The organism is Herbaspirillum sp. GCM10030257 (assembly GCF_042666555.1).
Taxonomy (GTDB): Bacteria; Pseudomonadota; Gammaproteobacteria; order Burkholderiales; family Burkholderiaceae_D; genus Noviherbaspirillum.
In genome coordinates this window covers 134,199-156,389 of the sequence record NZ_JBHTDH010000013.1, presented here as the reverse complement: position 1 = coordinate 156,389, position 22,191 = coordinate 134,199, and the positions used below count along the sequence as shown (strand labels likewise).

Here is a 22,191-nt window from a genome sequence, read left to right as displayed (position 1 = left end):
TTAAAAATTCCTAAGAATCAAAGAGTTATCGATTGGCTTGCAGTTTAGATGGCGTTTCAAAGGTGCTTGTTGCTGCACCATTTCTACTGTTCCCACGGAGTGGTGATCGCGACGACGTGTCGCACAGAACCATACATAATGACTTTGCTCTTATCTCAGTCGCCGGAGATAAGGAGCTGCAATGCCGATAGTATCTATGGAGTGCGTTGGTTGTAACCGGGAATTCGAAGTTGTTGAAATAAGTTGTTCTTTTGTCGACGAGGACATGACAGAGACTGTGGAATGTCCAACTTGCGGCATGGCTATGACAGGACGCGCTGGCAAGATCTACATCAGTGATCCTGTGCCAGCCGATCCCAGTCTTACTTCACAGAATCAGCCAAATGGCAGGTAACACGACTTCAAAAACCCTCCGCAAAGGGAGGGTTAGCTGAACTTGCAAAGGCAAAATTCATATGCATGAAGTAGTTAAACTTCGTCTTCAATCAAGCCTGTAGGCAACTCTTCGAGATGCACAGGTGTGTCGTGCCACTGATCGTTGTTCTCAGCCCCATCAAGCTTGGCCGTATCAAGGTTGTATTGGTATAACGACATAATTCCTCCATCAAAATGATGCGGAATAATATGGGGCGATATTGCGATGCACAATAAGGGTAAACCGATTGACGTTATCGTAACGGGCACCCAAGGCATATCAATTTTGCGCTACGAACAATAGAAAAACCGGCTCTGAGCCAGCTGAATCCGTTACTGCCTTTGACCTTTATGAAAAATCAAGTAGGTGAGTACTATTGGCAATAAGCTCTCTGTGACAATGGTTAACTTAATTGGAACACCACCCTTAGAAAGAGAGCGCCCGATGAAAAGAGCAATATTGGCAGCGGTATGCTTAACCATAGTTAGCGGCACAGCGTTAGCGCAGAGCCGAGGTAACGGCAATGGCAACGGTAATGGCGGTGGAACTTCTTCAGCAGTGCCTGTGCTCGTTGACAGTACGGGTAAAGTGGTTGGCCGTTATGTAGGCAACCAGGTGCTTGTGAGCTATAACGGCTCAGTATTGCCCTTAATGCTAGGGAGTATTAGCAACGGAAGCGGATACTCAATCAGCTCGGGATTTACCTGGCAATACTCTAATGTGTTTTATACCTCCGCAGATTGCTCAGGACAGGCGCATCTTATTATGAGTGCAGTAGGTTCAAGACTTACTGTTAGCGTCGCCCCGCAAGGAAATCAAACAATCGCCTATTTTTCTAACGCGCAAAGCCCTGTCAGTATGGATGTGAATTCAATGCGCATGCCAAATGGCAATTGCAGCAGTCAGCAATTTACAGCTCCTACGGTCCCCGTCAATGGAACGTTCAGCCTCGATACGTACGGCATCCCGCCTTTCTACGTTCAATAAGCTTCAATTCAGGCTGAGTTTGTTGACTTAGAAATGAAAAACCCTCCGCAAGGGGAGGGTTTCGAGAATTGGTGCCGGAATGTTTGCATACCGCCGGCCCCGGTACAAACTGCTTATTCTTCTGAGGCAGTGCTCACTCGGAAAAGCTCGAATACAGTCAGATTATCCGAATAGCATTACAGCGGCATGACATTGCACAAGCGAGCAAAGAAAAATGCTGAAAACAAAAACCGCCTCTAGGCCGGCTTAAAAGTGAAAAACCCTTCGCAGGGCATACTCGTTATGTCTCTGTTGTTGCGCTTGATAGCGGCAGGGATTGTTGACGAGCTGACGGCGGCAATGGAAGCGCAGAATGGCGCTGAAACTTAAGTCCGACGCGGGCCGCGCATCTTTCAGGATCTCTGTCTTCAGAATAAATAATGTCCGCATTCCGAGATGCTGCAATCGCGGCGATCTGCCAATCAAATTTAAATTTTGTCTTGGTTATTTTGCGTTGCTCCACCTTGGTGAAGGCTTCGTTCAATAGGAGCGCGCAGTCCATCGCAGCTCTCTGGGTTGGGTCTTCTTCGTGAACTGAGCGAAATCCATAGTCGCTTGCGGGTATTTCCGTATAGCCAGATCGCGCACTTTCGACATTCCCGCGCCGCACTTTTCTAAGCCCTTCACTTGCTCTTCCAGAATCACAACCCTCGTTCTTGGATCGCTGCGCTTTCCTAACGCTTTCTCGGTGGCGGTCTCAACTGCTTTGGAGTCGGCGGAGTAGCTACAGTAAAGGGCCTCAAGCTCACTGGTGTTCATCGAGTCAAGTTCGGAAAACTCATAGCGCCCGCAATTCGGCCCGCGAAGGCTGATTCTCGCGGGCTTCTGTGGTTCGCTCACTTGAGCAGCCGGAGCGGTAGTTGTGACACAATCAAGCGCGGCAAGACACGCTGATATCGCAATAACAGCTCTAACTTTTCGGTACTGCGGTCCACCGACCTCGGACGTCCTTGAACTGCTCTAGACTTTCATCGGCAAAATCACCATCTGCAAACTCTCAAAATGCAGTCGGCGCTGGATCGCCAGTGCGGCCTGGTTATGCAATAAGCGGGTGAACCAGTTGTCGTGTTCGAAGATCAGCTTGCTGGTGAAGAAAATGGAATTTGGATATTCCTTGTTGATGGTCTCGCATAGCTTGGTGACTTCGTCGACCACATCTGTACCGAACCCCAGATAAGCTGCCGACGCCATGTTATGGCTGTGACAAAAATCGACGAAGAACTTGAGGGTGGCATTCGCTTCGGCGCGTAAATGTTCGACAGCACCCTCTCCGCCATAAGCATGCGAGTCCACTGTCCGTGCATTCACAAAAATGAAGTTCTTGAAGTGCCCTGGGAACATGCGCTGCACCCAGAGCAGCGCATGCAGGCCACCGCCTCGCGATGAGCCGACGATGAAGATTGCCGTCTGTGCCTCAGGATCCGGATCGATGGCACCGACATGGCTGCCGAATGGCTGGTTGGCGAATACCTGGTCCACCTGGTGAATCGCGCTCTTGGTATCGCGGTAATGGTTGCGGATATAGATGCATAGCGCCGCAATTGCGCCGATGATGACCGCTGCCGCCCAACCGCCTTTGGTAAACTTCTCAACCAGTAATACGCATAGGATACCGGCACAGATAATAAAGCCTGTCAGCGACAAAAACAGGCGGCGCATCCAGTATTGCTGGTCGCGGTGGCGCCACCAGTACAGGCATAGACCGAACAGCGAAATGGCGAAGGTGAGGAACACCGATACCGAATACAGCACGACCAGCAGCGTGACGCTGCCGCCGGTCCAGAACAGGATCGCAAGCGCTGCGATGCCCATCACGAGGATACCGTTTTGCGTGACAAGGCGAGTCGACAGGTAACGGAATTTGTGCGGAACCCACGAGTCTGCCGCCATATTCGACAACACCGCCGGCCCACCGAGGAAACCGGTATTCGCCGCAACGAACAGCAGACCCGCCTCGAACGCCAATACCAGGGTCAAGGCAATCTGATTGGTCCAGGCGCTGAATCCGAGGCTTTCAATAATGGCGCGAAAGGTCGATGCATTCAGCGTCTGCCCTGCAACCGGCTTGGCATCCCACAAGAGATAAAGCAGGATGATGCCGCTGGCGGTGAAAGCGAGCGATAAGGCCATGTAGATCATGGTCATCTTGCCGGTGTGCACACGCGGTTCGGCAAGAATATTAACGTTGTTTGATACCGCTTCCAGACCGGTATATGTTCCGCCGCCCTGAGAATAAGCCAGCAACAGCATACCGGCCACGCTGATCCAGCCGATGTTGTTGGCCAGTGAAGTCGTTTCCGACAAGGTGCTCGGTATCAGTGACGGCAGATATGACGCATGGGCGAATATGCCGTAGACGATCAGCGCAAAATGCGTAATCACAAACCCGAGGAAGATCGGCAACAGGATGCGGATGGCTTCCTTCATGCCGCGCAGGTTAAGGATAATTAACAGGCCGATGAAGAAAGCTTCGGCGGGTAATTTGTAGGGATGGAATCCGAGCGGCAACAGCGATGCAAGCGCCTCCACGCCAGCCGCGACAGAGATGGCCACGGTGAGAACATAGTCGAGGATCAGCGCACAGCCGGCAATAAGGCCCATATACGGACCGACCAGGATGGAAGCGACCCGGTAACCGCCACCGCCTGTCGGAAACAACTCAATCACCTGGTTGTACGCCAGCGCAATAATGAATACCGTGATGGCCGTGGCGAGCGCCATGTAAAGACCAAGATGGCTATGCTCGCCAAGGGCCCGGAAGGTTTCTTCTGGTCCGTATGCGGACGACGATAATCCGTCCGCCCCCAGACCAACCCAGGCAAGGAAGGCGACCAGGGCAAGCGAGTGGCGGGTCTCGCTTTTCATTGGGTCTAATGCTTTGCCGAGGACGATCTCGCGGATTTTAGCGGACTTCATTAATATAATGCGAGGTAATGAACAGGAAGTAGGCGATGATACGCCTTTCGATTCCGGTATGACAATGTAATCGGGCAGCATCCGTGTTGCTCGATTGCTGCAAATCGGCGATAATAGCGGTCGCGTTGCCGAGATGGCGGAATAGGTAGACGCACGGGACTCAAAATCCCGCGCTGGAGACAGCGTGCCGGTTCGATTCCGGCTCTCGGCACCAATCGTAAGCAGTATAAATACGCACCCTCAGAGGTGCGTTTTTTATTTTGGAAAGTGTTTTTGTGCATTGTTGTTCTTAATGTGCAAACCTTTCGCCTTTAATGGGCAGCAATCCTTTAAACGAGTATTGGCAAGCAGATAATCAGTTCTCGCGCCGCCATGACTCGCTTCCGCGGCTATGCAAGACCGGGTAACCGGCGGTTTATACTAGCGTCGATGGCGGTTGCACAGCGCCAGTACTTGCGGTTTCACTCATAGCCCAGTTACGCCCCACACAGTCAAATTCATGCCCTTTTCTCTCGATAACCTGCTGGTCGTAGGTATTTCTTCCCGTGCATTATTTGACCTGGAAGCGGAAGAAACGATCTTTCGCACGCAGGGGCTTGAAGCTTACAGGAAACATCAGATCGATCATGAGAATGAAATCCTGAAACTTGGCTCGGGCTTTGCACTTGTCAGAGCGCTGCTTAAGCTGAACATGCTGGTGCATAACCAGCGTTTCGTGGAAGTCGTCATCATGTCACGCAATTCGTCTGAGACGTCGATGCGGATTTTTAATTCAATCCGTCATTACGATCTCGACATCACCCGTGCTGTATTGTCCGGAGGGGCGCCGCTGGCACCCTATTTACGGGCATTCAACGTCAGCCTGTTTTTGTCGATGCACGAGGACGACGTGCAGGCTGCGATCAATTCAGGTGTGGCGTCCGCCCTGCTCTATCAGAAACCGGAAAACGCGTTCGAAGAACTTGATCAGATCCGAATTGCCTTCGATGGCGACGCGGTGATTTTTTCGGACGAATCGGAACTGATTTACCAGACGCAAGGCATCGAGGCTTTTGAAGATCATGAACGCGAGAACGCGCTCAAGCCTTTGCCGGAAGGTCCGTTTGCGCGCTTGCTCAAGGCCCTGTCGTATATCCAGAATAATTTCACATCACCCGATGGCCGCTCCGGACCCATCAGAACTGCGCTGGTCACCGCACGTTCATCACCCGCTCATGAACGCGTCATCAGGACGCTGCGTGCTTGGAATGTCGCGATTGATGAAACATTCTTCATGGGTGGCGTCGCGAAATCCGATGTGCTGGCCGCATTCAAACCGCATATTTTCTTTGATGATCAGCTCGCGCATTGCGATCGTGCTGCGCCACTGGTGCAGACTGGGCGCGTTCCGTTAAAGAAGCTGCTTGAGCAGACGCGCAGCGAACAGTAGTTCCGGTTTCTGCTGCGTCCGAATCACCTGAGGGCCGGCATCTCGCCTCGTCTGCGGGTTTACGTCCTTCGACTTGTACCGCCCTGAATAAAAAACCAAATAGAAAAGCCGCTCTCCCTTTTGGAAGAACGGCTTTCTTCTTACATGCGCTCTTGCTTTTATGCGCTCCTGATGCTCTGGAGCGCCTCGCAGATTAACGCTCGGCCACGGCATCCATGACGCACAGCGCCGTCATGTTGACGATACGGCGAACCGTTGCCGACGGTGTGAGCACGTGAACCGGCTTGGCACAACCGAGCAGGATCGGGCCAATTGCGATGCCGTTGCCAGCGGCGATTTTCAGCAGGTTGTAGGAAATGTTGGCCGCGTCGATGTTCGGGAGCACCAGCAGATTGGCGTCACGCTTGAGCGGTGAATCCGGCATCATGGTTTTCAGCAGAGCCGGGTCCAGCGCGGTGTCACCGTGCATTTCACCATCGACTTCCAGTTCCGGCGCACGTTCGCGGATGATTTCGAGCGCGGCACGCATCTTGCGGGCCGATTCACTGTTGCTGGTGCCGAAGTTGGAATGCGAGAGCAGCGCGGCGCGCGGCAACAATCCGAAACGACGCATTTCCTCCGCAGCCAGGATGGTGATCTCGGCAAGCTGCTCGGCATTCGGGTTTTCATTGACGTGCGTGTCTACCATCGCAACCTGGCGATCTGGCAGAATCAGCGCATTCATCGCGGCGTAGACATTGACGCCTTCGCGTTTTCCGAGCACCTGGTCAATATAATGCAGGTGCAGCGCCGTGGTGCCGAAGGTGCCGCAAATCATGCCATCGGCCGCGCCCTTGTGGATCATCATTGCGCCGATCAGCGTATGGCGGCGACGCATTTCCAGTTTCGCATACTGCTCGGTCACACCCTTGCGGCGTGTCATCGCAAGGTACTCCTGCCAGAACTCACGATAACGCTCGTCGTATTCCGGATTGATCGTTTCGAAATCCACTTCCGGCCGCATGCGCAAGCCAAACTTTTCGATGCGCTGCGCCAGCACGGCGGGACGGCCGACGAGAATGGGCTGTGCCAGCTTTTCGTCGATCACGACCTGCACTGCACGCAGTACACGCTCTTCTTCGCCTTCGGCAAACACGATGCGCTTGCGGGCTGCCGGTGCCTTCTTCGCGATCTGGAAGATCGGCTTCATGAAGGTGCCGCTGCGGTAGACGAATTGCTGCAGGCTGTCGGTATAGGCCTGCATGTCCTGGATCGGACGCGAAGCGACACCGGACTCTTCCGCCGCCTTGGCAACTGCCGGCGCGATCTTGATCATCAGGCGCGGATCGAAGGGTTTGGGAATCAGGTATTCCGGGCCAAACGACAGGTTGCTGATGCCGTAGGCGGTGGCAACGATATCGGATTGCTCGGCCTGCGCCAGGTCGGCAATCGCATGCACCACCGCGATTTCCATTTCACGCGTAATAGTGGTCGCGCCGCAGTCGAGTGCGCCACGGAAAATATACGGGAAGCACAGGACGTTGTTGACCTGGTTGGGATAGTCGGAACGGCCGGTCGCGATGATGGCATCGCTGCGCACCGCCTTGACTTCTTCGGGCAGGATTTCCGGTGTCGGGTTGGCCAGGGCAAGAATCAGCGGATGCGCCTTCATTTTGGCGACCATTTCCGGCTTCAGCACACCGCCGGCGGACAGGCCGAGGAAAATATCGGCATCCGGGATCACGTCGGACAATGTACGTGCGCTGGTCTCCTGCGCGAAACGCTCCTTGTCCGGATCCATCAGTTCGGTACGGCCTTTATAGACTACGCCGGCAAGGTCGGTAACGAAAATATTTTCGATCGGGAAGCCGAGATCAACGATCAGGTCGAGACAGGCCAGCGCGGCGGCACCGGCTCCGGATACGACGAGTTTGCAATTCTTGATCTCCTTGCCGACGACCTTGAGGCCGTTGAGGATGGCTGCACCAACGATGATGGCGGTGCCATGCTGGTCGTCGTGGAAGACCGGAATCTTCATGCGGTCACGCAGTTTGCGCTCGATGTAGAAGCACTCGGGCGCCTTGATGTCTTCCAGGTTGACACCGCCGAAGGTAGGTTCCAGCGCGGCGATGATGTCGCACAGCTTGTCCGGGTCGGTCTCGTTGATTTCAATATCAAACACATCGATGCCGGCGAACTTCTTGAACAGCACGCCCTTGCCTTCCATGACCGGCTTGGAGGCCAGCGGGCCGATATTGCCAAGGCCGAGCACGGCAGTGCCGTTGGTGATGACCGCGACGAGGTTGCCGCGCGCAGTGTATTTGAAGGCGTTGGCCGGATCGATGACGATCTCTTCGCAAGCCGCGGCCACACCCGGAGAATAAGCCAGTGCCAGATCGCGCTGGTTGGTCAGCTGCTTGGTCGGTGTGACACTGATCTTTCCGGGGGTCGGGAATTCATGGTACTCGAGTGCTGCCTGCCGTAATTGCTGGCGAAGCGCTTCTTTTTGATCCGTCGATGATTCCATGATGTGGCCTTCCTTTTTAGCTTGCGGAAAGCATCTGATTTTATCAGAGGGAATAGTCACAAATCATACGTATTTGTCCTAGTTAAGTTGACGTTTGGTACCAGAATCACGAGTTTTCCTATCTGCACCGCAAAAACTATTGAATTAATAAAGACAATCAATTTTCTTTATTAAAAGGATAAAACTATGATTCACCCCAAGTTGATTCATTTTATAAATCAGGCAGACAAAGGAGCACACCATGGCAGCGCAACAGGATTCCGTCACCGTGAAAAACATCGAGGCCGCGTTTGCGGGCGAGTCGATGGCGCACATCAAATACCGTTACTTCGCCAAGCTGGCACGCGAGGCCGGTGCGGATGACGTGGCCAGGATTTTTGAAGAGACCGCGGATCAGGAAGTCATGCACGCCTTCGGCCACTTGGACCTGCTGTATCCGAAAGCAAAACTCACTCCGGCAAAGGCGCTTGAAATCGCAATCGAAGGCGAAACCTATGAATACACCGAAATGTACCCGCAGTTCCGTCACCTTGCGGTCCAGGAAGGCAATGCAGCGGCCGTGGCCGAATTCGACGAGCAAATCGCGGAGTCGAAGGAGCATGCCGACGCTTTCCGCCGTACGCTGGAGATGGCTGCGAAGCGCTTTGCCGCACTGGCAAAGGTAGAAGAGCGCCATGCCAACAATTATCGCAAGGTGCTGGCCGCGACTACGGAGTGAAGGAGCCAGCAGAGGCTCCTGGACGGCACTTATAGTCGCATCACATCATCAATCAAACCCAGGATCAGAGAGGACTTGCATGAAAACCTATCAATGTATCGTTTGCGGCTTTATCTATGACGAAGCGGCAGGCTTGCCCGAAGAAGGAATCGCTCCCGGCACGAAATGGGATGACATCCCCGCCGACTGGGAATGTCCGGATTGCGGCGTGGCGAAAGCCGACTTCGACATGGTCGCCATTTAATTCATCAACGATTTGCCATCCGCTGGTCCTTGTGGTCGGCGTCCGGCCGCTACGTCTTGCGATTGAAGATAATGACGTCCGGGACGTGCGATCATTCAACCACGTCGAGAATTATCAGCAATTTCGTGACGCAATCGACCGCATCAGTGCATCCGCCCGGGTGACCATTCTTGGGGCAGGACTGACAAGCTACGTGTTTGCCGATGAACTTGCATGCATAAGGGCTTGCTGTCTGAACTCGGGACCGCGAGCCTGCGCCCTGCAGAGTGAGCCCGGCTCGAATTGGGACGTCCAGCGTATAGATGCAGCGATGCAGCGCAGTGCTTTGCGCCACGTTTTCAGCAGCGTCCCGATTCCAGCCTCGGCGCCATTCCTTCTGTACAATCCCGGGATGCTGTCCGAATTCGACCTTATTGCCCGGTATTTCACCCGCCCCTCGCGTCGCCCGGCCGACGCCGTTGCACTCGGCATCGGCGACGACTGTGCACTGATCACGCCCAAGGCCGGCATGCACCTGGCAATCTCCTCAGACATGCTGGTTGAAGGCCGGCATTTTTTTGCCGACGCCGAACCTCGCCAACTTGGTCACAAGTGCCTCGCCGTCAATCTGTCCGACCTGGCTGCCATGGGAGCAACGCCACTGGCATTTACCCTTGCGCTTTCCCTTCCCGCCGCCGAGCCGGCGTGGCTGCAGCCTTTCTCTGCCGGTTTGCTGGCACTGGCCGATGAGCATGGATGCGAGCTGATTGGTGGAGATACCACCAAAGGGCCGTTGAATATCTGCATCACGGTATTCGGCGAAGTACCGCCCGGACAGGCACTACGCCGGGATGCCGCCCGTGAAGGCGACGATATCTGGATTTCCGGAACACTCGGTGACGCCCGCCTTGCGCTGGCCGGATACCGTCATGAAATTCCGCTGGATCAAGCGTCACAGGAACAGGCCGCAACCCGGATGCACACCCCGACACCCCGCGCGGCACTCGGCACCGCCTTGCGTGGCATCGCGCATGCGGCGATCGATATTTCCGACGGACTTGCCGGCGATCTGGGACATATCCTGAAAAAATCGGCGGTTGGCGCTACGTTAACGGTCGACCTCCTTCCCCCAGGCCCTGTGCTTGCCCGACAGGCACTTGAGCTGCGGCGGCGCTTCACACTGGCCGGTGGAGATGACTACGAATTGTGTTTTACCGCCCCCGCTGCGTGTCGCGATGCCGTTCTTGCGGCGGGCCGCCTGGCAAACATAGCGGTCACCCGTGTCGGGCGTATCGAATCCACACCAGGCTTGCGACTGGTGGATGCCGAGGGCGCCGCGCTGACATTGCAAGCTGCTTCCTTCGACCACTTCGCCTCGCCATGACCCCACTGGAATCCGGGCGCACCGCCTACATCACCAAGCCGACCGCCCGCTTCATGCTGTCCCATCCGGCGCATGTGCTGGCCCAGGGGTTCGGCAGCGGACTGTCGCCCATCGTGCCGGGCACCACCGGCACCTTGCTTGGCTGGCTACTATTTAATGTGTTGTCCGCCAGGTGGCCGACTGTATTTACGGCGACTGGCTGGACAGTGGCAATTGTCGTCGGCTTCGTTATCGGGATCTGGGCATGCAGCAAAACCGGAAAGGACATGGGCATCGCCGATCACGGCAGCATGGTTTGGGATGAAATCATCGCCTTCTGGCTGGTCATGTTGCTGCTGGCGCCCGCGACATTGTCGACCCAGGTCTGGGCTTTCCTCTGGTTCCGCTTTTTCGACATGGTGAAGCCAGCGCCGATCCGTTACTTCGACCGGCATGTCAAGGGAGGATTCGGGGTGATGTTGGATGACATCCTGGCGGCGTTTTATACGCTGCTGCTGTTCGCCGTCTGGCGCACAATTTGATTGTGATCGCAGCCGGGGATCCTGTTTGATGTCTGAATGCGTTGCCTGAACTTGCAGTATCCAAAAAAATCGCGGTCCGAAGACCGCGAAAGCTCGAATCTGCACACCGCTGCTCGAACAAGCCGCCTGATCGCTCAATCAGGCCACGCTTGTTCGACTTCATTGTGCGCGATATGCAAACCCTGTTTGTTGAGATAGATCACACCGAAGTCGCCAGGCGCGCAGGCCGTTCATAAGGAAGCGCGGGTGCGCCGCGAACTGCAGGCTTTGCATGTGCGGTGTTTTGTTGAATTCAGTCGCAAGGAAGATCAGATGACGAACGACATCATGGCGCTGGCAGCGCATGCAGGAAGGGCGCTGCAGGAAAAAGGGTTGATGCTGGCAACGGCCGAATCGTGTACCGGTGGCGGTGTAGCGCAGGCGGTGACGGATATCGCCGGTTCTTCGGCATGGTTTGAACGAGGCTTCGTGACGTATTCCAACACGGCAAAGAACGAGATGCTTGGCGTCCCTGCCACCTTGATCGAACAACACGGTGCAGTCAGCGAAGAGGTGGCCGCCGCCATGGCATCGGGCGCACTGACCAATAGTCACGCGCAAATTGCGCTATCGACCACCGGCATTGCCGGGCCAGGAGGCGCCGTACCAGGCAAGCCGGTCGGCACCGTGTGCTTTGGCTGGGCCCATGACGGCAGGACCCATACTGAACGCCATATCTTCCCAGGCGATCGCCAATCGGTAAGAGAGCAAACCGTGCGCCATGCGCTGGAGGGCTTGTTGCGAATGCTGGAGCAGACTTGATCGGACAGCTAAGACGCTGAGCGGAAACGATTGATATCGTCGCGCGTCGCTTGCGCAACACGGCGTGCAGCCTTGACCCAGTCCTCGCCAGCCGCTTCATCCGGCTTCGCATACAGGATGGCGCGCGAGGAATTGATCATCATCCCCAGCCCCGTGGCGGTACGTCCAGCCTTGACTGTGGCTTCGACATCGCCACCCTGTGCGCCGACACCGGGAACCAGCAGCGGCATCTCGCCAACGATGCGGCGAACCTGCGCCAGTTCATCGGGAAAGGTTGCACCAACCACCAATCCGCACTGGCCATTGGTATTCCATTTATCGGCAACCAATTGCGCCACGTGCTGGTAGACCGGCTTGCCGTCGGCATTCAGAAATTGCAGGTCGGAGCCACCTGGGTTGGACGTGCGGCACAGGATGATGGCGCTGCGATCTTTCCATTCCAGGTAAGGCGCAACCGAATCGAAACCCATGTAAGGATTGACGGTAACCGCGTCGGCGCCGTAGCGCTCGAAGGCCTCGCGGGCATACTGCTCGGCAGTCGCGCCGATGTCGCCGCGCTTGGCATCGAGCACGATGGGAATACGTGGATAAGTTTCGCGGATGTAGTCGCACAACGCTTCGAGCTGGTCTTCCGCGCGCAATGCCGCGAAATAAGCGATCTGCGGTTTAAAGGCACAGGCCAGATCAGCGGTCGCGTCGATGATTTCCTTGCAGAACGCAAAGATCGGATCGGAGCGGGTCTTGACCGTCGAAGGGAATTTGTTGATGTCGGGATCGAGTCCCACGCAGAGCAGGGAGTTATTGGCCGCCCAGGCGGCGCTCAGCTTTTCGATGAATTTCACGGCAGGCGTCGGAGTAAGAAGGATTAGCCCTACATTGTAACTTGCCATCCAAGCGGCCCGGCATGATATCTTTCCGTCATGAATTCAACGCTGACCCTGACGCGCAAGGACTGGATCCTGCTGGTGTTGCTGACCCTGTGCTGGGGCATCAACTGGCCGATCATGAAGATCGGTGTGCGCGACTTCCCTCCCCTGACGTTTCGTACCATAAGCATGATAGGCAGCCTGCCCATCATCTGGCTGGCGGCCCGTATGCAAGGCGTATCGCTGGCCATTCCCAAGGGGCGTGTGGCGCAGGTTGCGCTGCTGGCGGTCCCCAATATGCTGATCTGGCATGTATTCATGATTCTCGGCGTAAAGATGCTGGCATCCGGGCGGGCAGCGATCCTCGGCTATACGATGCCCGTCTGGGCGGTGCTGTTTGCGCTTGTTTTCTTCGGCGAACGCCCGACGCGCAGTGCGTGGGTTGGCGTGGCATGCGCGTTTGCCGGTGCGCTGTTGTTGCTGTCGAGCGAATTTTCTGCACTGGCGGGCAATCCGCTTGGCAGTATCTTCGCGCTGATAGCCGCTGCGGGATGGGGTTACGGAACCGTAGCGATGAAACGCTCATCCCTTAACATGCCGACGATTTCACTGACGTTCTGGATGCTGGCGCTCACAACCTCGGCGATGGTCATGGCGTCGACCTTGCTGGAAAGTTTCGCCTGGCACATGCCGGACCGCGCGACGTGGATGGCAATTGTGTACAACGCCGCGATTATCTTCGGCTTTGCCCATGTGGTCTGGTTCAACCTGGCGCGCACCTTGCCTCCGGTGGCATCCAGTCTGTCGGTGATGATGATTCCGGTATTGGGCGTTTTTTCGGGCGCATGGATCCTGAAGGAAACTCCGCACTGGCAGGATTACGCGGCAATGGGGCTGATTCTTGTTGCAATGAGCACAGTTCTGTTGAAACCCAAAGCAGCCGCCCATAAATAAAAGACAATACGAGAGCATATGATCCGGCATGGCGTGTCAGACGCGATGCAGGCAGTTCAGATTTCAACCGGACAAAAGGACAGACGATGATCAAGAGTTGGACCAAATGGCTGACGATGGCCATGTTCACGATGCTGCTCGGCGGCTGCGGCTATAACGACTTCCAGGACAAGGACGAGCGGGTCAAGGCCGCCTGGGGGGAAGTGGTCAATCAGTACCAGCGCCGCGCCGACCTGATTCCTAACCTGGTCAATACCGTCAAAGGCTACGCGTCGCATGAGCGCGAAACGCTGGAAGCAGTGACCCGTGCGCGTGCCGCTGCCACCAGCTTCCAGATCACGCCGGAAGTGCTCAACAATCCGGAGGCATTCCAGAAATTCCAGCAGGTGCAAGGTGAATTGTCCAGCGCCCTATCGCGCCTGATGGCGGTCTCGGAAAATTATCCAAACCTGAAAGCTGATACCAGCTTCCGCGACTTGCAATCGCAGCTAGAAGGAACCGAAAACCGGATTACCGTCGCACGTCAGCGTTACATCCAGTCGGTACGCGAATACAACGTCTTGGCGCGGAGTTTTCCGACCAACCTGACGGCAATGCTATTCAATTACGAGGTGCGGCCGTCGTTCACGGTCGAGAACGAGAAGGCGATTTCGAACGCGCCCGCCGTCAACTTTGGTAAATGAGACCGTCAAGACTGACCACATGCTCAACATGTCCATTCTGCGCTTCCTGATCGGTATGTTGCTTGGCCTGGCGCTCGTCTCGGCGGGCGCGCAGGAATTCGTTCCAGTTCCGGCGCTGCAGGCACGCGTCACCGACCAGGCCGGCATGCTGTCGGAAAACCAGCGCGCCACGCTTGAAAACGTGTTGAAGGACTACGAAGCGCGTACCGGCAGCCAGATCGCCATTCTGCTTGTCAGCAAGACCGAACCCGAAGCGATCGAGCAATACAGTATCCGGGTGTTCGATGAATGGAAATTGGGCCGCAAAGGTATTGACGACGGCGTGCTGCTGATGGTGGCGAAGGACAATCCACCCGCGCTGCGTCGGCTACGTATCGAGGCCGGGCGCGGCGTCCAGGGCACGCTGACCGATGCGCAATCGAAGCGCATCTTGCAGGATGTCATTGCGCCGCATTTCCGGCAAAGCGATTTTTATGGCGGGCTGGCGGCGGGCGTATCTGCCATTACCAGCCTGCTCGACAAGGAGAACCTGCCTGCCCAGAGCAAGACGCAGCAGGCTGCGGAACAGGCATCTGACGGTATTTCGCTCGGTGTCTTCATCTTCTTTGTATTGCTGTTCCTGCTGATGTCGCGCATTGGCTCCTCGCGCCGTCACGCTCGTTACCGTGATGGCTGGGGCCGGTCTTCTCCCGGCGTGATCCTTGGTGGTGGCCTGGGCGGTTTTGGCGGTGGGTTTGGCGGGGGCGGCTTCGGCGGAGGCGGCGGTGGATTTTCGGGTGGCGGCGGCACCGGTGATGGTGGCGGCGCTTCGGGGAACTGGTAAATGAGTACTTTTGCACGCCTCTTCAAACACTTGCGCACGACCTCGTCGGCCGGTCGACGCGCGTTTCCTTCCGAAACGCTGAAAGCCATCGAGGCAGCCATCACCGAGGGCGAACGCAAGCACCGGGCGGAGGTACGCCTGATTGTCGAACCGGCGCTGGGATTGCAGGAAGTGCTGGCGGGAATGTCGCCGCGCGAACGTGCACGTGCGCTGTTTGCGCAGTATGGCGTCTGGGATACCGAGGAAAATTGCGGGGTGCTGGTTTATATCAATCTGGCCGACCATCAGGTGGAAATCGTCGCCGACCGTGGTGTAGGCAAGGTCATTAGCGCGAGCGACTGGCAAACCGTTTGCCGTACGATGACCGAAGGCTTCGCCCGCAATGACTACCATGGCAGCACGCTTGCCGCCCTTGCGCAAATCAATGCACTGCTGCAGCAGCACTATCCGGATGACGGATCAACCAGGAACCAGTTGTCCGACAATCCAGTGATGTTGTAGACATCGTCGATGCTGTGCATGTTGCGGACCTTGCGAGTTGCAGGATTGCCCGCAACAATCGTCAGCAAACGTGTCAGCGCTTTGGTCTCCGGTTATGCGGTGCGGCGCTGCCAGTCAGCATGTCGCTTGCTGCTTTGCCTATCCGCCACTTTTATTTCAACCACCCGCCGCTACGGCCGCCCCGGCCTTTCCATCGGCGGCCTTCAAGCGCTTGATCCGTTCTTCATCGCTCGGATGCGAGCTCAGATATTCGAACGACTTGGCGGCACGAGACTGACCGTCACGCCGGCCGTTTGTCGACTCCGGCGCCGATGGCGTGCTTTCCTCAGCGTGGTCTGCGTCCTCTTCGATGCCATCCTCATCTTCATCGCTCGATGCACTCGCAGCTCGGTGTGAGTGCGCCGCACCCATCTTTTCGAACAACTCAGCCATTGGCGACAGCGGCACGGCATTCGCATGCATCATGTCAATGGCGTACTGGTCCGCCTCGCGCTCAAAATCACGTGAATACTTTTGATCAAGCAGGAAGGTGGGGACTGCGGCCAATGCGCTCGACACATCTCCGATGAATAGATTGATCACCACACCGACTCCCAGTGCCTGCAATAGCCGGCGCAAGGAATGGCGCCGTTGTACGTGCCCTAGCTCATGACCAAGTACGCCCAGTACTGCCTGGTCGCTGGCGGCAAGCTTGACAAGTTCATCCGTCATCACGATTACGCCATTGGGCAAGGCAAAGGCGTTCGGGCCCATCTTGCTATGCCTGAATTCAAGCCGGTATGGCGTTTGTTCGCCACGCGGCTGCCGCAGTCCCGCAAACAGCTTGCGTATCCTCGTCTGCTCCTCGACGCTCTGCCTCGACGGTTCCATCCAGCGCGAATCAATCAGTCGCAGTTGTTCGTCACCGATTCGCTTTTCCATGGAGGGAGGGAGGTTCTGCGCCAAGGTATCGGCTGCCCATGGCAGGCCCCATTGATAACCGGCTATCAGGATAACCAGCAGCGAAACCAGCGCGCATAGCGACAGCGGCCAGTTGCGCTGCCAACGCACGACGCGCGGCTCGCGGTAACCGTTACGGCGCAACAGCTTTTCCAGCCCGGCATCGCTGCTCTCGATATATCCGCCCTCGGGGAGGTGCAAGATACGTGGCGCATGCTCCAGCCGTTCGGAAACACGCACCTTGGAAAGCCGCACCGAACGGCGCACTCCCTCACCGCTGACTGCGAGAATGCCCTTGTGCAGTAGTAGCTGGACTGTGTGCCGGCGTGTCGTGTTACCGTCGTAAAAGTAAGCGTCGATCATAAGGCGATGTCGATATCAAACAGGTCCCCGGCTTCCTGTCCGGCGGAACCAACGTTGTCTTCATTGCGATCCGCAATGAAATCTTCCAGAGGCCCGCCAGGAACCAGAGTCAGGCTCTGCACCCGATACTTGATCAGCCGAATTGCGGCGAACGGTTTATAGAGGCCAAGCGTGAAGGTAATCAGCAGCAGGTTGGTCGCGTGTATCCAGAGCAGCTTGCGTGCGCTGGCGTTGCTCTCGAAGCGATGCTGGCCAAGTTCGGTATGGTTCCAGACCATGTTCTGCACGCGGCTGTCGAGGTAGGCACGTACGAACAGGTAAAACGCATAGGCGCTCAAAGCACCATAGAGCAGCGTAAACAGCCAGCCAAACATGGTATTGACCAGCACACTATGGATTTTCCCGGTCAGGAAGCCAAAGATACCCGCCGGGATTGAACCAAGAAACAAAAAGCCAAGTGCCTTCGCATAGGTCTTGAAGAACCCCGATACACGACCATGATAGTAAAAAGCCGTGGTACCGAAATCGGCATGTTCGTGCTGATAGCGTTTGAGGAAGTGATGCGCAAGCGGAACCGTTGCCGCCAGTGCCAGCAAGGGCAAAAGCACAATCAGTAAAATCATGCCAAAACCCGGATTGCGAGAAAACGATGTGGCGACACTCCACACGAACAAGCCGATGGCACCCAGCATCACAGGGAAAATGATCAGCTTCCGGTAAGCTTCACCAACCGTACCGCGAAACCGGAAATGCACACCGCGATAACTGGAGTTCACCATCTTGAAGCGAAATGCGCGTGCCAGCAGCCATGGCATTACCGCACACAGCACCACGCCGACACCAAGAGCGGCAACCGGGGAAATATTGAATGAAACCTGATAAGCCCCGACCAGGGCGACCGCGACGATCCGGCCCTTGAGAATGGCGATTGGCTTGCCGTGGTAATCGAATACCGCACCATTGACACGCGTGTTCCGATAAAAATATTGCAGCCGGCGCACCTTGGCCCAAGCTGAATAGATACCCACGGTGAGTATGGTCAGCAGCAGGTTGACCACCCAAATGCGGAAGTATTCTCCGCCGGTGCCGGTGAACTCGAACGGGAGCGGTGCTTCGGGATCAGGCTCAACCGGCTGTTTGACAAAGCGAGCCCGGCTCGTCATGAGTGGCGCCACGCCAGTCCCCGGTTTTTCAACGCTGGGTGAAAGCGCTGTGTCCATGCCCTCGATCGTCAACTCCGCCATGCCCGTTCCCTGATTCAGTTCTTGATGTAACGCCACGGCTATGCTGCCGCGATCGGAGAATTGCAAGAATACCATCAGGTAACATATCTGCGGCAGAGATTTTTTGCCGTCATGGATAACAACGCAAGCAGGTTTCCGACTTTGCCGCTTTTGACCAGGAATCGGGCTTTATTGACTTCCTGCCTCGCTCGTCTCTTACCCTTTCTCGTACACCCACTGCAACAACGCGTCCTGCGCATCGCGACCACGTTCTGCGTTCGGGTGGTTAATCAGGCAAACCACAACATAACGCTTGCCGGAAGCCGCCAGTACATAGCCGGCGACGCTGCGAACTTCATTGAGCGATCCTGTTTTGATGTGCGCTTTCCCCGCTACCGTCTGATTGACCAGGCGTGAACGCATGGTGCCGTCATAAGCGACCAACGGCAGTGACGAAATGAATTCCGGCATGGTCGGGCTGCGGTATGCCTCCACCAGCATGCGTCCCATGGTGCGCGCTGATATGCGTTCGGTTCGCGACAAACCGGAGCCGTTATCGATACTTAATTCAGGCGCATCGATGCCCTTGTTGCCAAGCCAGGTACGTACCACGGCGCCGCCGTTTTCCGGCGTGCCTGGCAAGTGTGTGACATTGGCGGCCAATGTCAGCAACAGTTGTCGCGCCATCACGTTGTTGCTGTACTTATTGATGTCCCGGATGATTTCGGCAAGTGACGCGGATTCCCATTCGGCGACAAACTGTGCAGCAGGGGGCAGCGTACCGTTCTTGACCTCACCTCTGAGCACGCCTCCCATGTCAGCCCACAACTTGCGAAACGTCAGACTGAAATACTGGGTATGCGTCATCTGGTAAGGATGCACATACCAGATTTTTTCGCCACAGGATGCGGACATGGTGCCTGGGAAATAGGCGCCCGACGGATCGATGACGGCACGCAGCCCGGCACGCCATGCACCACAATCGCCATTGGTCAGGCGCGGCGCCGCCAGATTGTATGGCGCCAGCGGCGGGTCGATCGTGACCTGAACGGAACGCGTCGCCGGCTCCGGTGTAAAACGGAAACCCAGGGCCTTGTAATTCAGCAGCAAGGCATCGGGACCCACGTTGTAGGGTTTGGCCGGATCGCCGTCGAATGCCGCGGCATCATGTGCGCGCTCTTCGAAGAAGCTGCGGTCGAGCACAACATTACCCTGTATTTCACGTATGCCGCGTGCGCGAATCCTGCGCAGAAACAACCAGAAGCTTTCGAGCACCAGTTTAGGGTCGCCGCTACCCTTGATAATCAGGTCGCCGCGCAGTACGTCTCCTTGCATCGCACCGGTCGCGTACGCCTGCGTTTTCCAGGCATAGGTAGGGCCGAGGATCTCAAGCGCGGCGTTGCTGGTCACCAGCTTCATGGTGGACGCCGGGTTGAACGGCGCCATGTCATTCGATGCGACCAGTGCAGGCGCATCGCCGACTTCCTGCACATAGATTCCGCTGGCTGCCAGTGGAATCTCTGCGCGCTGCAAGGCATCGGCAACAGGAATGGGCAACTCTTGGGCTGAAACCCGCGCGGCCAGCATAAATAGAAGACAGGCGACTTGGAGACTGAAGGAAATTCGCATAGGATGGGAGACATTAGATCACACACAATTAATTATCCCACGCCGGACCAGCAGACCATGTCCAAATCCGCAACTTCTTCCCGCCATCCAGTATTCGATCCATTGGCACTGGACAATCAGTTTTGCTTCGCGCTGTATTCCGCATCACTGGCGATGACCAAGACCTATAAGCCCTTTCTTGACAAGCTTGGCCTTACCTATCCGCAATACCTTGTCATGCTGGTGTTGTGGGAAGAAGACGATATCCTTGTCAAAGCCATCGGTGAAAAACTTTTTCTGGATTCCGGCACTCTTACCCCTCTGCTGAAGCGGCTTGAAGCATCGTCGCTGATTGCTCGTACGCGCGACGAAGCGGACGAGCGGCAAGTGCGGATCACGCTGACCAAGGAAGGTCGTGCGCTGAAGAAGAAAGCTCAGGGCATTCCCCATCAGGTATTGTGTGCCAGCGGCCAGACCCAGGATGCACTGGAGAATCTGCGCGGCCAGCTTTCCATGATCCGCGACGACCTCGCGAAATCGCATGAATGATCAGCTTGCTTCCGGAATCAGTTGAAGTCTTCCGCAATTTAAATTGCACACAATTTAATTGAGTGCTATATTTCAGCCATCGTCTGCTGGCAAACCGAATGGACTGAATGGTTACCACGGACCAAACAGACGCCCCACCCTCATCAAGGAGAAATCTATGCAGATTCTGTACACAGCACACGCAACCGCAACCGGTGGCCGCGATGGCCGCGCAGTTACCGACGACAAGAAACTCGAAGCTAAACTGAGCACTCCCAAGGAACTGGGCGGCGCGGGCGGTGATGGCACCAATCCGGAACAACTGTTTGCAGCTGGTTATTCGGCCTGCTTCCTGTCGGCACTCAAGTTTGTGGCTCTGGCTACCAAGACGACGCTGCCACAAGACGCCGCCGTTACTGCGGATGTGGGTATCGGCCCGAACGATCGTGGCGGTTTCGGTCTGGAAGTACAGTTGAGCGTTTCTCTGCCCGGTCTTGAACCGAGCGCCGCTCAGGCACTGGTCAATAAAGCGCATGAAGTCTGCCCGTACTCCAATGCAACGCGTGGTAACGTCGATGTCAAGGTCGGCCTCGCCTGATATCGCGCCAAGCTGCCAAGGCATTGCAAAAAATACAAAGCCCCTGCGTGCAGGGGCTTTTGTTTTTCGGAATCCGTATGGATATCGGAACAGGAGTACAGCTTGATCCAATCGAAGCAAGTATTGATTAATTGCAAATCGATATTAAAGTAAATCAAACTCCGGCCAATCTTTACCGCCATCCACGTCGTCGCCGTTAGAATGAGGGCCGCCTTCATCCACGCAGGAGTTCACCATGGCCGCCCTCCATCCATTTCATCTTGCTTTCCCGGTCCATGACCTCGATAAGGCGCGCGAATTCTATGGAAAGCTATTGGGTTGCCACGAAGGACGCAGTTCTGAAGAGTGGATCGACTTCGATTTTTACGGGCATCAAATCGTGGCACACCTCGCGCCGCAAGCGTCCCGTCCTGAAGCTGCAAATACGGTCGATGGCCACCATGTGCCGGTTCCACATTTCGGCGCCGTCCTGCCCATGGCGGAATGGCAGACCCTCGCCGACCGCCTGCGCGCCGCCGGCGTCGAGTTTGAAATCGAGCCGCATATCCGTTTCCAGGGCCAGGTTGGTGAGCAGGCCACCATGTTTTTTTACGATCCCAGCCGCAATGCCATTGAAATCAAAGGTTTTGCCGATATGGGCCAGCTTTTTGCCAGCTAATCCCACCCCAGATAGCAAATTGAAAAATGGGTGCTCTTGAAAAAACGAATTGACGCCCATATACTTAGCACTCGTCAGGGGAGAGTGCTAACAATTCCGCTGACTACCTAATTTTTCCAGTGCGGTACCGCTGCACGGTGAAATACGCTTTGCAGCAATCTAGCCGCAAAAATTATAACTTATTGATTTTTAAGGAGTTTGTATGAACCTTCGTCCATTGCACGATCGCGTCATCGTCAAGCGCCTCGACCAGGAAACCAAGACTGCGTCCGGCATCGTTCTCCCAGAAGCAGCAGCGGAGAAGCCGGATCAGGGCAAAATTCTGGCTGTAGGTAACGGCAAGATCCTCGAAGATGGCAAAGTTCGCGCCCTGGAAGTCAAGGTCGGCGACGTCGTTTTGTTTGGCAAATACTCCGGCCAGACCGTCAAAGTCGAAGGCGACGAGCTGTTGGTGATGCGCGAAGAAGACATCATGGCAGTCGTTCAGAAGTAATACAGATACCTAACA

The 22,191-nt window shown here is 55.9% G+C and carries 23 protein-coding genes and 1 tRNA gene; 16 read left to right on the top strand and 8 right to left on the bottom strand.

Annotated elements, in window-relative coordinates:
- Positions 1 to 468: 468 nt before the first annotated feature.
- On the bottom strand, positions 469 to 594 hold the full coding sequence (locus tag ACFQUU_RS19375; protein ID WP_382249754.1) for a hypothetical protein: 126 nt from the start codon (positions 592 to 594) through the stop codon (positions 469 to 471).
- 265 nt (positions 595 to 859) lie between these two features.
- On the opposite strand from ACFQUU_RS19375, the gene ACFQUU_RS19370 reads away from it, so the two are divergent.
- The gene (locus ACFQUU_RS19370) at positions 860 to 1,402 is read left to right on the top strand and encodes a hypothetical protein (RefSeq protein WP_382249753.1); all 543 of its coding nucleotides are present in this window, start codon (positions 860 to 862) and stop codon (positions 1,400 to 1,402) included.
- 280 nt (positions 1,403 to 1,682) lie between these two features.
- Here ACFQUU_RS19370 and ACFQUU_RS19365 read toward each other — a convergent pair whose 3' ends face one another.
- Together ACFQUU_RS19365 and ACFQUU_RS19360 are read right to left on the bottom strand one after the other, a co-directional pair.
- Positions 1,683 to 1,943, bottom strand: a complete 261-nt coding sequence (locus ACFQUU_RS19365; protein ID WP_382249752.1) for a hypothetical protein — start codon at positions 1,941 to 1,943, stop codon at positions 1,683 to 1,685.
- A 458-nt stretch (positions 1,944 to 2,401) separates the two neighbouring features.
- Positions 2,402 to 4,357 carry an APC family permease gene (locus tag ACFQUU_RS19360; RefSeq protein WP_382249751.1) on the bottom strand — a complete coding sequence of 652 codons (1,956 nt, stop codon included), beginning with the start codon at positions 4,355 to 4,357 and terminating at the stop codon, positions 2,402 to 2,404.
- A gap of 127 nt (positions 4,358 to 4,484) precedes the next feature.
- On the opposite strand from ACFQUU_RS19360, the gene ACFQUU_RS19355 reads away from it, so the two are divergent.
- A tRNA-Leu gene (locus tag ACFQUU_RS19355) sits at positions 4,485 to 4,571 on the top strand.
- A 285-nt stretch (positions 4,572 to 4,856) separates the two neighbouring features.
- On the top strand, positions 4,857 to 5,786 hold the full coding sequence (locus ACFQUU_RS19350; protein WP_382249750.1) for a 5'-nucleotidase: 930 nt from the start codon (positions 4,857 to 4,859) through the stop codon (positions 5,784 to 5,786).
- 193 nt (positions 5,787 to 5,979) lie between these two features.
- On the opposite strand, the gene ACFQUU_RS19345 is transcribed toward ACFQUU_RS19350, so the two are convergent.
- Positions 5,980 to 8,292 carry an NADP-dependent malic enzyme gene (locus ACFQUU_RS19345; protein ID WP_382249749.1) on the bottom strand — a complete coding sequence of 771 codons (2,313 nt, stop codon included), beginning with the start codon at positions 8,290 to 8,292 and terminating at the stop codon, positions 5,980 to 5,982.
- A gap of 241 nt (positions 8,293 to 8,533) precedes the next feature.
- Between ACFQUU_RS19345 and ACFQUU_RS19340 the strand changes: the two genes are divergently transcribed.
- The 5 genes from ACFQUU_RS19340 to ACFQUU_RS19320 all read left to right on the top strand — a co-directional run bounded on the left by ACFQUU_RS19340 (position 8,534) and on the right by ACFQUU_RS19320 (position 11,939).
- Positions 8,534 to 9,010: a rubrerythrin family protein gene (locus ACFQUU_RS19340; RefSeq protein WP_382249748.1), complete on the top strand. Its 477-nt coding sequence runs from the start codon at positions 8,534 to 8,536 to the stop codon at positions 9,008 to 9,010.
- A 79-nt stretch (positions 9,011 to 9,089) separates the two neighbouring features.
- Entirely contained in the window at positions 9,090 to 9,254 is a 165-nt protein-coding gene (locus tag ACFQUU_RS19335) for a rubredoxin (protein ID WP_057289673.1), read from the top strand.
- A 391-nt stretch (positions 9,255 to 9,645) separates the two neighbouring features.
- On the top strand, positions 9,646 to 10,617 hold the full coding sequence (gene thiL, locus ACFQUU_RS19330; protein ID WP_382249763.1) for a thiamine-phosphate kinase: 972 nt from the start codon (positions 9,646 to 9,648) through the stop codon (positions 10,615 to 10,617).
- Positions 10,614 to 11,138 carry a phosphatidylglycerophosphatase A gene (locus tag ACFQUU_RS19325; protein WP_382249747.1) on the top strand — a complete coding sequence of 175 codons (525 nt, stop codon included), beginning with the start codon at positions 10,614 to 10,616 and terminating at the stop codon, positions 11,136 to 11,138. Before thiL ends, ACFQUU_RS19325 begins: the two co-directional genes overlap by 4 nt.
- Positions 11,139 to 11,450: 312 nt before the next feature.
- Positions 11,451 to 11,939, top strand: a complete 489-nt coding sequence (locus ACFQUU_RS19320) for a CinA family protein (RefSeq protein WP_382249746.1) — start codon at positions 11,451 to 11,453, stop codon at positions 11,937 to 11,939.
- A gap of 8 nt (positions 11,940 to 11,947) precedes the next feature.
- Here ACFQUU_RS19320 and pyrF read toward each other — a convergent pair whose 3' ends face one another.
- On the bottom strand, positions 11,948 to 12,781 hold the full coding sequence (gene pyrF / locus ACFQUU_RS19315) for an orotidine-5'-phosphate decarboxylase (protein WP_382249745.1): 834 nt from the start codon (positions 12,779 to 12,781) through the stop codon (positions 11,948 to 11,950).
- A 78-nt stretch (positions 12,782 to 12,859) separates the two neighbouring features.
- On the opposite strand from pyrF, the gene ACFQUU_RS19310 reads away from it, so the two are divergent.
- The 4 genes from ACFQUU_RS19310 to ACFQUU_RS19295 all read left to right on the top strand — a co-directional run bounded on the left by ACFQUU_RS19310 (position 12,860) and on the right by ACFQUU_RS19295 (position 15,766).
- Positions 12,860 to 13,759 (top strand): DMT family transporter, encoded by a 900-nt coding sequence (locus ACFQUU_RS19310; protein ID WP_382249744.1) that lies wholly within the window; start codon positions 12,860 to 12,862, stop codon positions 13,757 to 13,759.
- A gap of 86 nt (positions 13,760 to 13,845) precedes the next feature.
- Positions 13,846 to 14,442, top strand: coding sequence for a LemA family protein (locus tag ACFQUU_RS19305; protein WP_382249743.1), 597 nt, complete (start codon positions 13,846 to 13,848; stop codon positions 14,440 to 14,442).
- 28 nt (positions 14,443 to 14,470) lie between these two features.
- On the top strand, positions 14,471 to 15,265 hold the full coding sequence (locus ACFQUU_RS19300; protein WP_382249762.1) for a TPM domain-containing protein: 795 nt from the start codon (positions 14,471 to 14,473) through the stop codon (positions 15,263 to 15,265).
- A complete protein-coding gene (locus ACFQUU_RS19295) occupies positions 15,266 to 15,766 on the top strand; it encodes a TPM domain-containing protein (RefSeq protein WP_382249742.1) in 501 nt (166 codons plus the stop codon).
- Positions 15,767 to 15,922: 156 nt separating this feature from the next.
- Here ACFQUU_RS19295 and ACFQUU_RS19290 read toward each other — a convergent pair whose 3' ends face one another.
- From ACFQUU_RS19290 to dacB, 3 genes are all read right to left on the bottom strand, one after another.
- Entirely contained in the window at positions 15,923 to 17,068 is a 1,146-nt protein-coding gene (locus ACFQUU_RS19290) for a M48 family metallopeptidase (RefSeq protein WP_382249741.1), read from the bottom strand.
- Positions 17,065 to 18,348, bottom strand: a complete 1,284-nt coding sequence (locus tag ACFQUU_RS19285; protein WP_382249740.1) for a YjgN family protein — start codon at positions 18,346 to 18,348, stop codon at positions 17,065 to 17,067. Before ACFQUU_RS19285 ends, ACFQUU_RS19290 begins: the two co-directional genes overlap by 4 nt.
- A gap of 159 nt (positions 18,349 to 18,507) precedes the next feature.
- Positions 18,508 to 19,848: a D-alanyl-D-alanine carboxypeptidase/D-alanyl-D-alanine-endopeptidase gene (gene dacB, locus ACFQUU_RS19280; protein WP_382249739.1), complete on the bottom strand. Its 1,341-nt coding sequence runs from the start codon at positions 19,846 to 19,848 to the stop codon at positions 18,508 to 18,510.
- A gap of 129 nt (positions 19,849 to 19,977) precedes the next feature.
- On the opposite strand from dacB, the gene ACFQUU_RS19275 reads away from it, so the two are divergent.
- From ACFQUU_RS19275 to groES, 4 genes are all read left to right on the top strand, one after another.
- Positions 19,978 to 20,448 (top strand): MarR family winged helix-turn-helix transcriptional regulator, encoded by a 471-nt coding sequence (locus ACFQUU_RS19275; protein WP_382249738.1) that lies wholly within the window; start codon positions 19,978 to 19,980, stop codon positions 20,446 to 20,448.
- A 157-nt stretch (positions 20,449 to 20,605) separates the two neighbouring features.
- A complete protein-coding gene (locus ACFQUU_RS19270) occupies positions 20,606 to 21,025 on the top strand; it encodes an organic hydroperoxide resistance protein (protein ID WP_382249737.1) in 420 nt (139 codons plus the stop codon).
- 235 nt (positions 21,026 to 21,260) lie between these two features.
- Positions 21,261 to 21,683: a VOC family protein gene (locus tag ACFQUU_RS19265; protein ID WP_382249736.1), complete on the top strand. Its 423-nt coding sequence runs from the start codon at positions 21,261 to 21,263 to the stop codon at positions 21,681 to 21,683.
- Positions 21,684 to 21,885: 202 nt separating this feature from the next.
- Positions 21,886 to 22,176, top strand: a complete 291-nt coding sequence (groES, locus tag ACFQUU_RS19260; RefSeq protein ID WP_057289664.1) for a co-chaperone GroES — start codon at positions 21,886 to 21,888, stop codon at positions 22,174 to 22,176.
- The last annotated feature ends 15 nt before the right edge of the window (positions 22,177 to 22,191 follow it).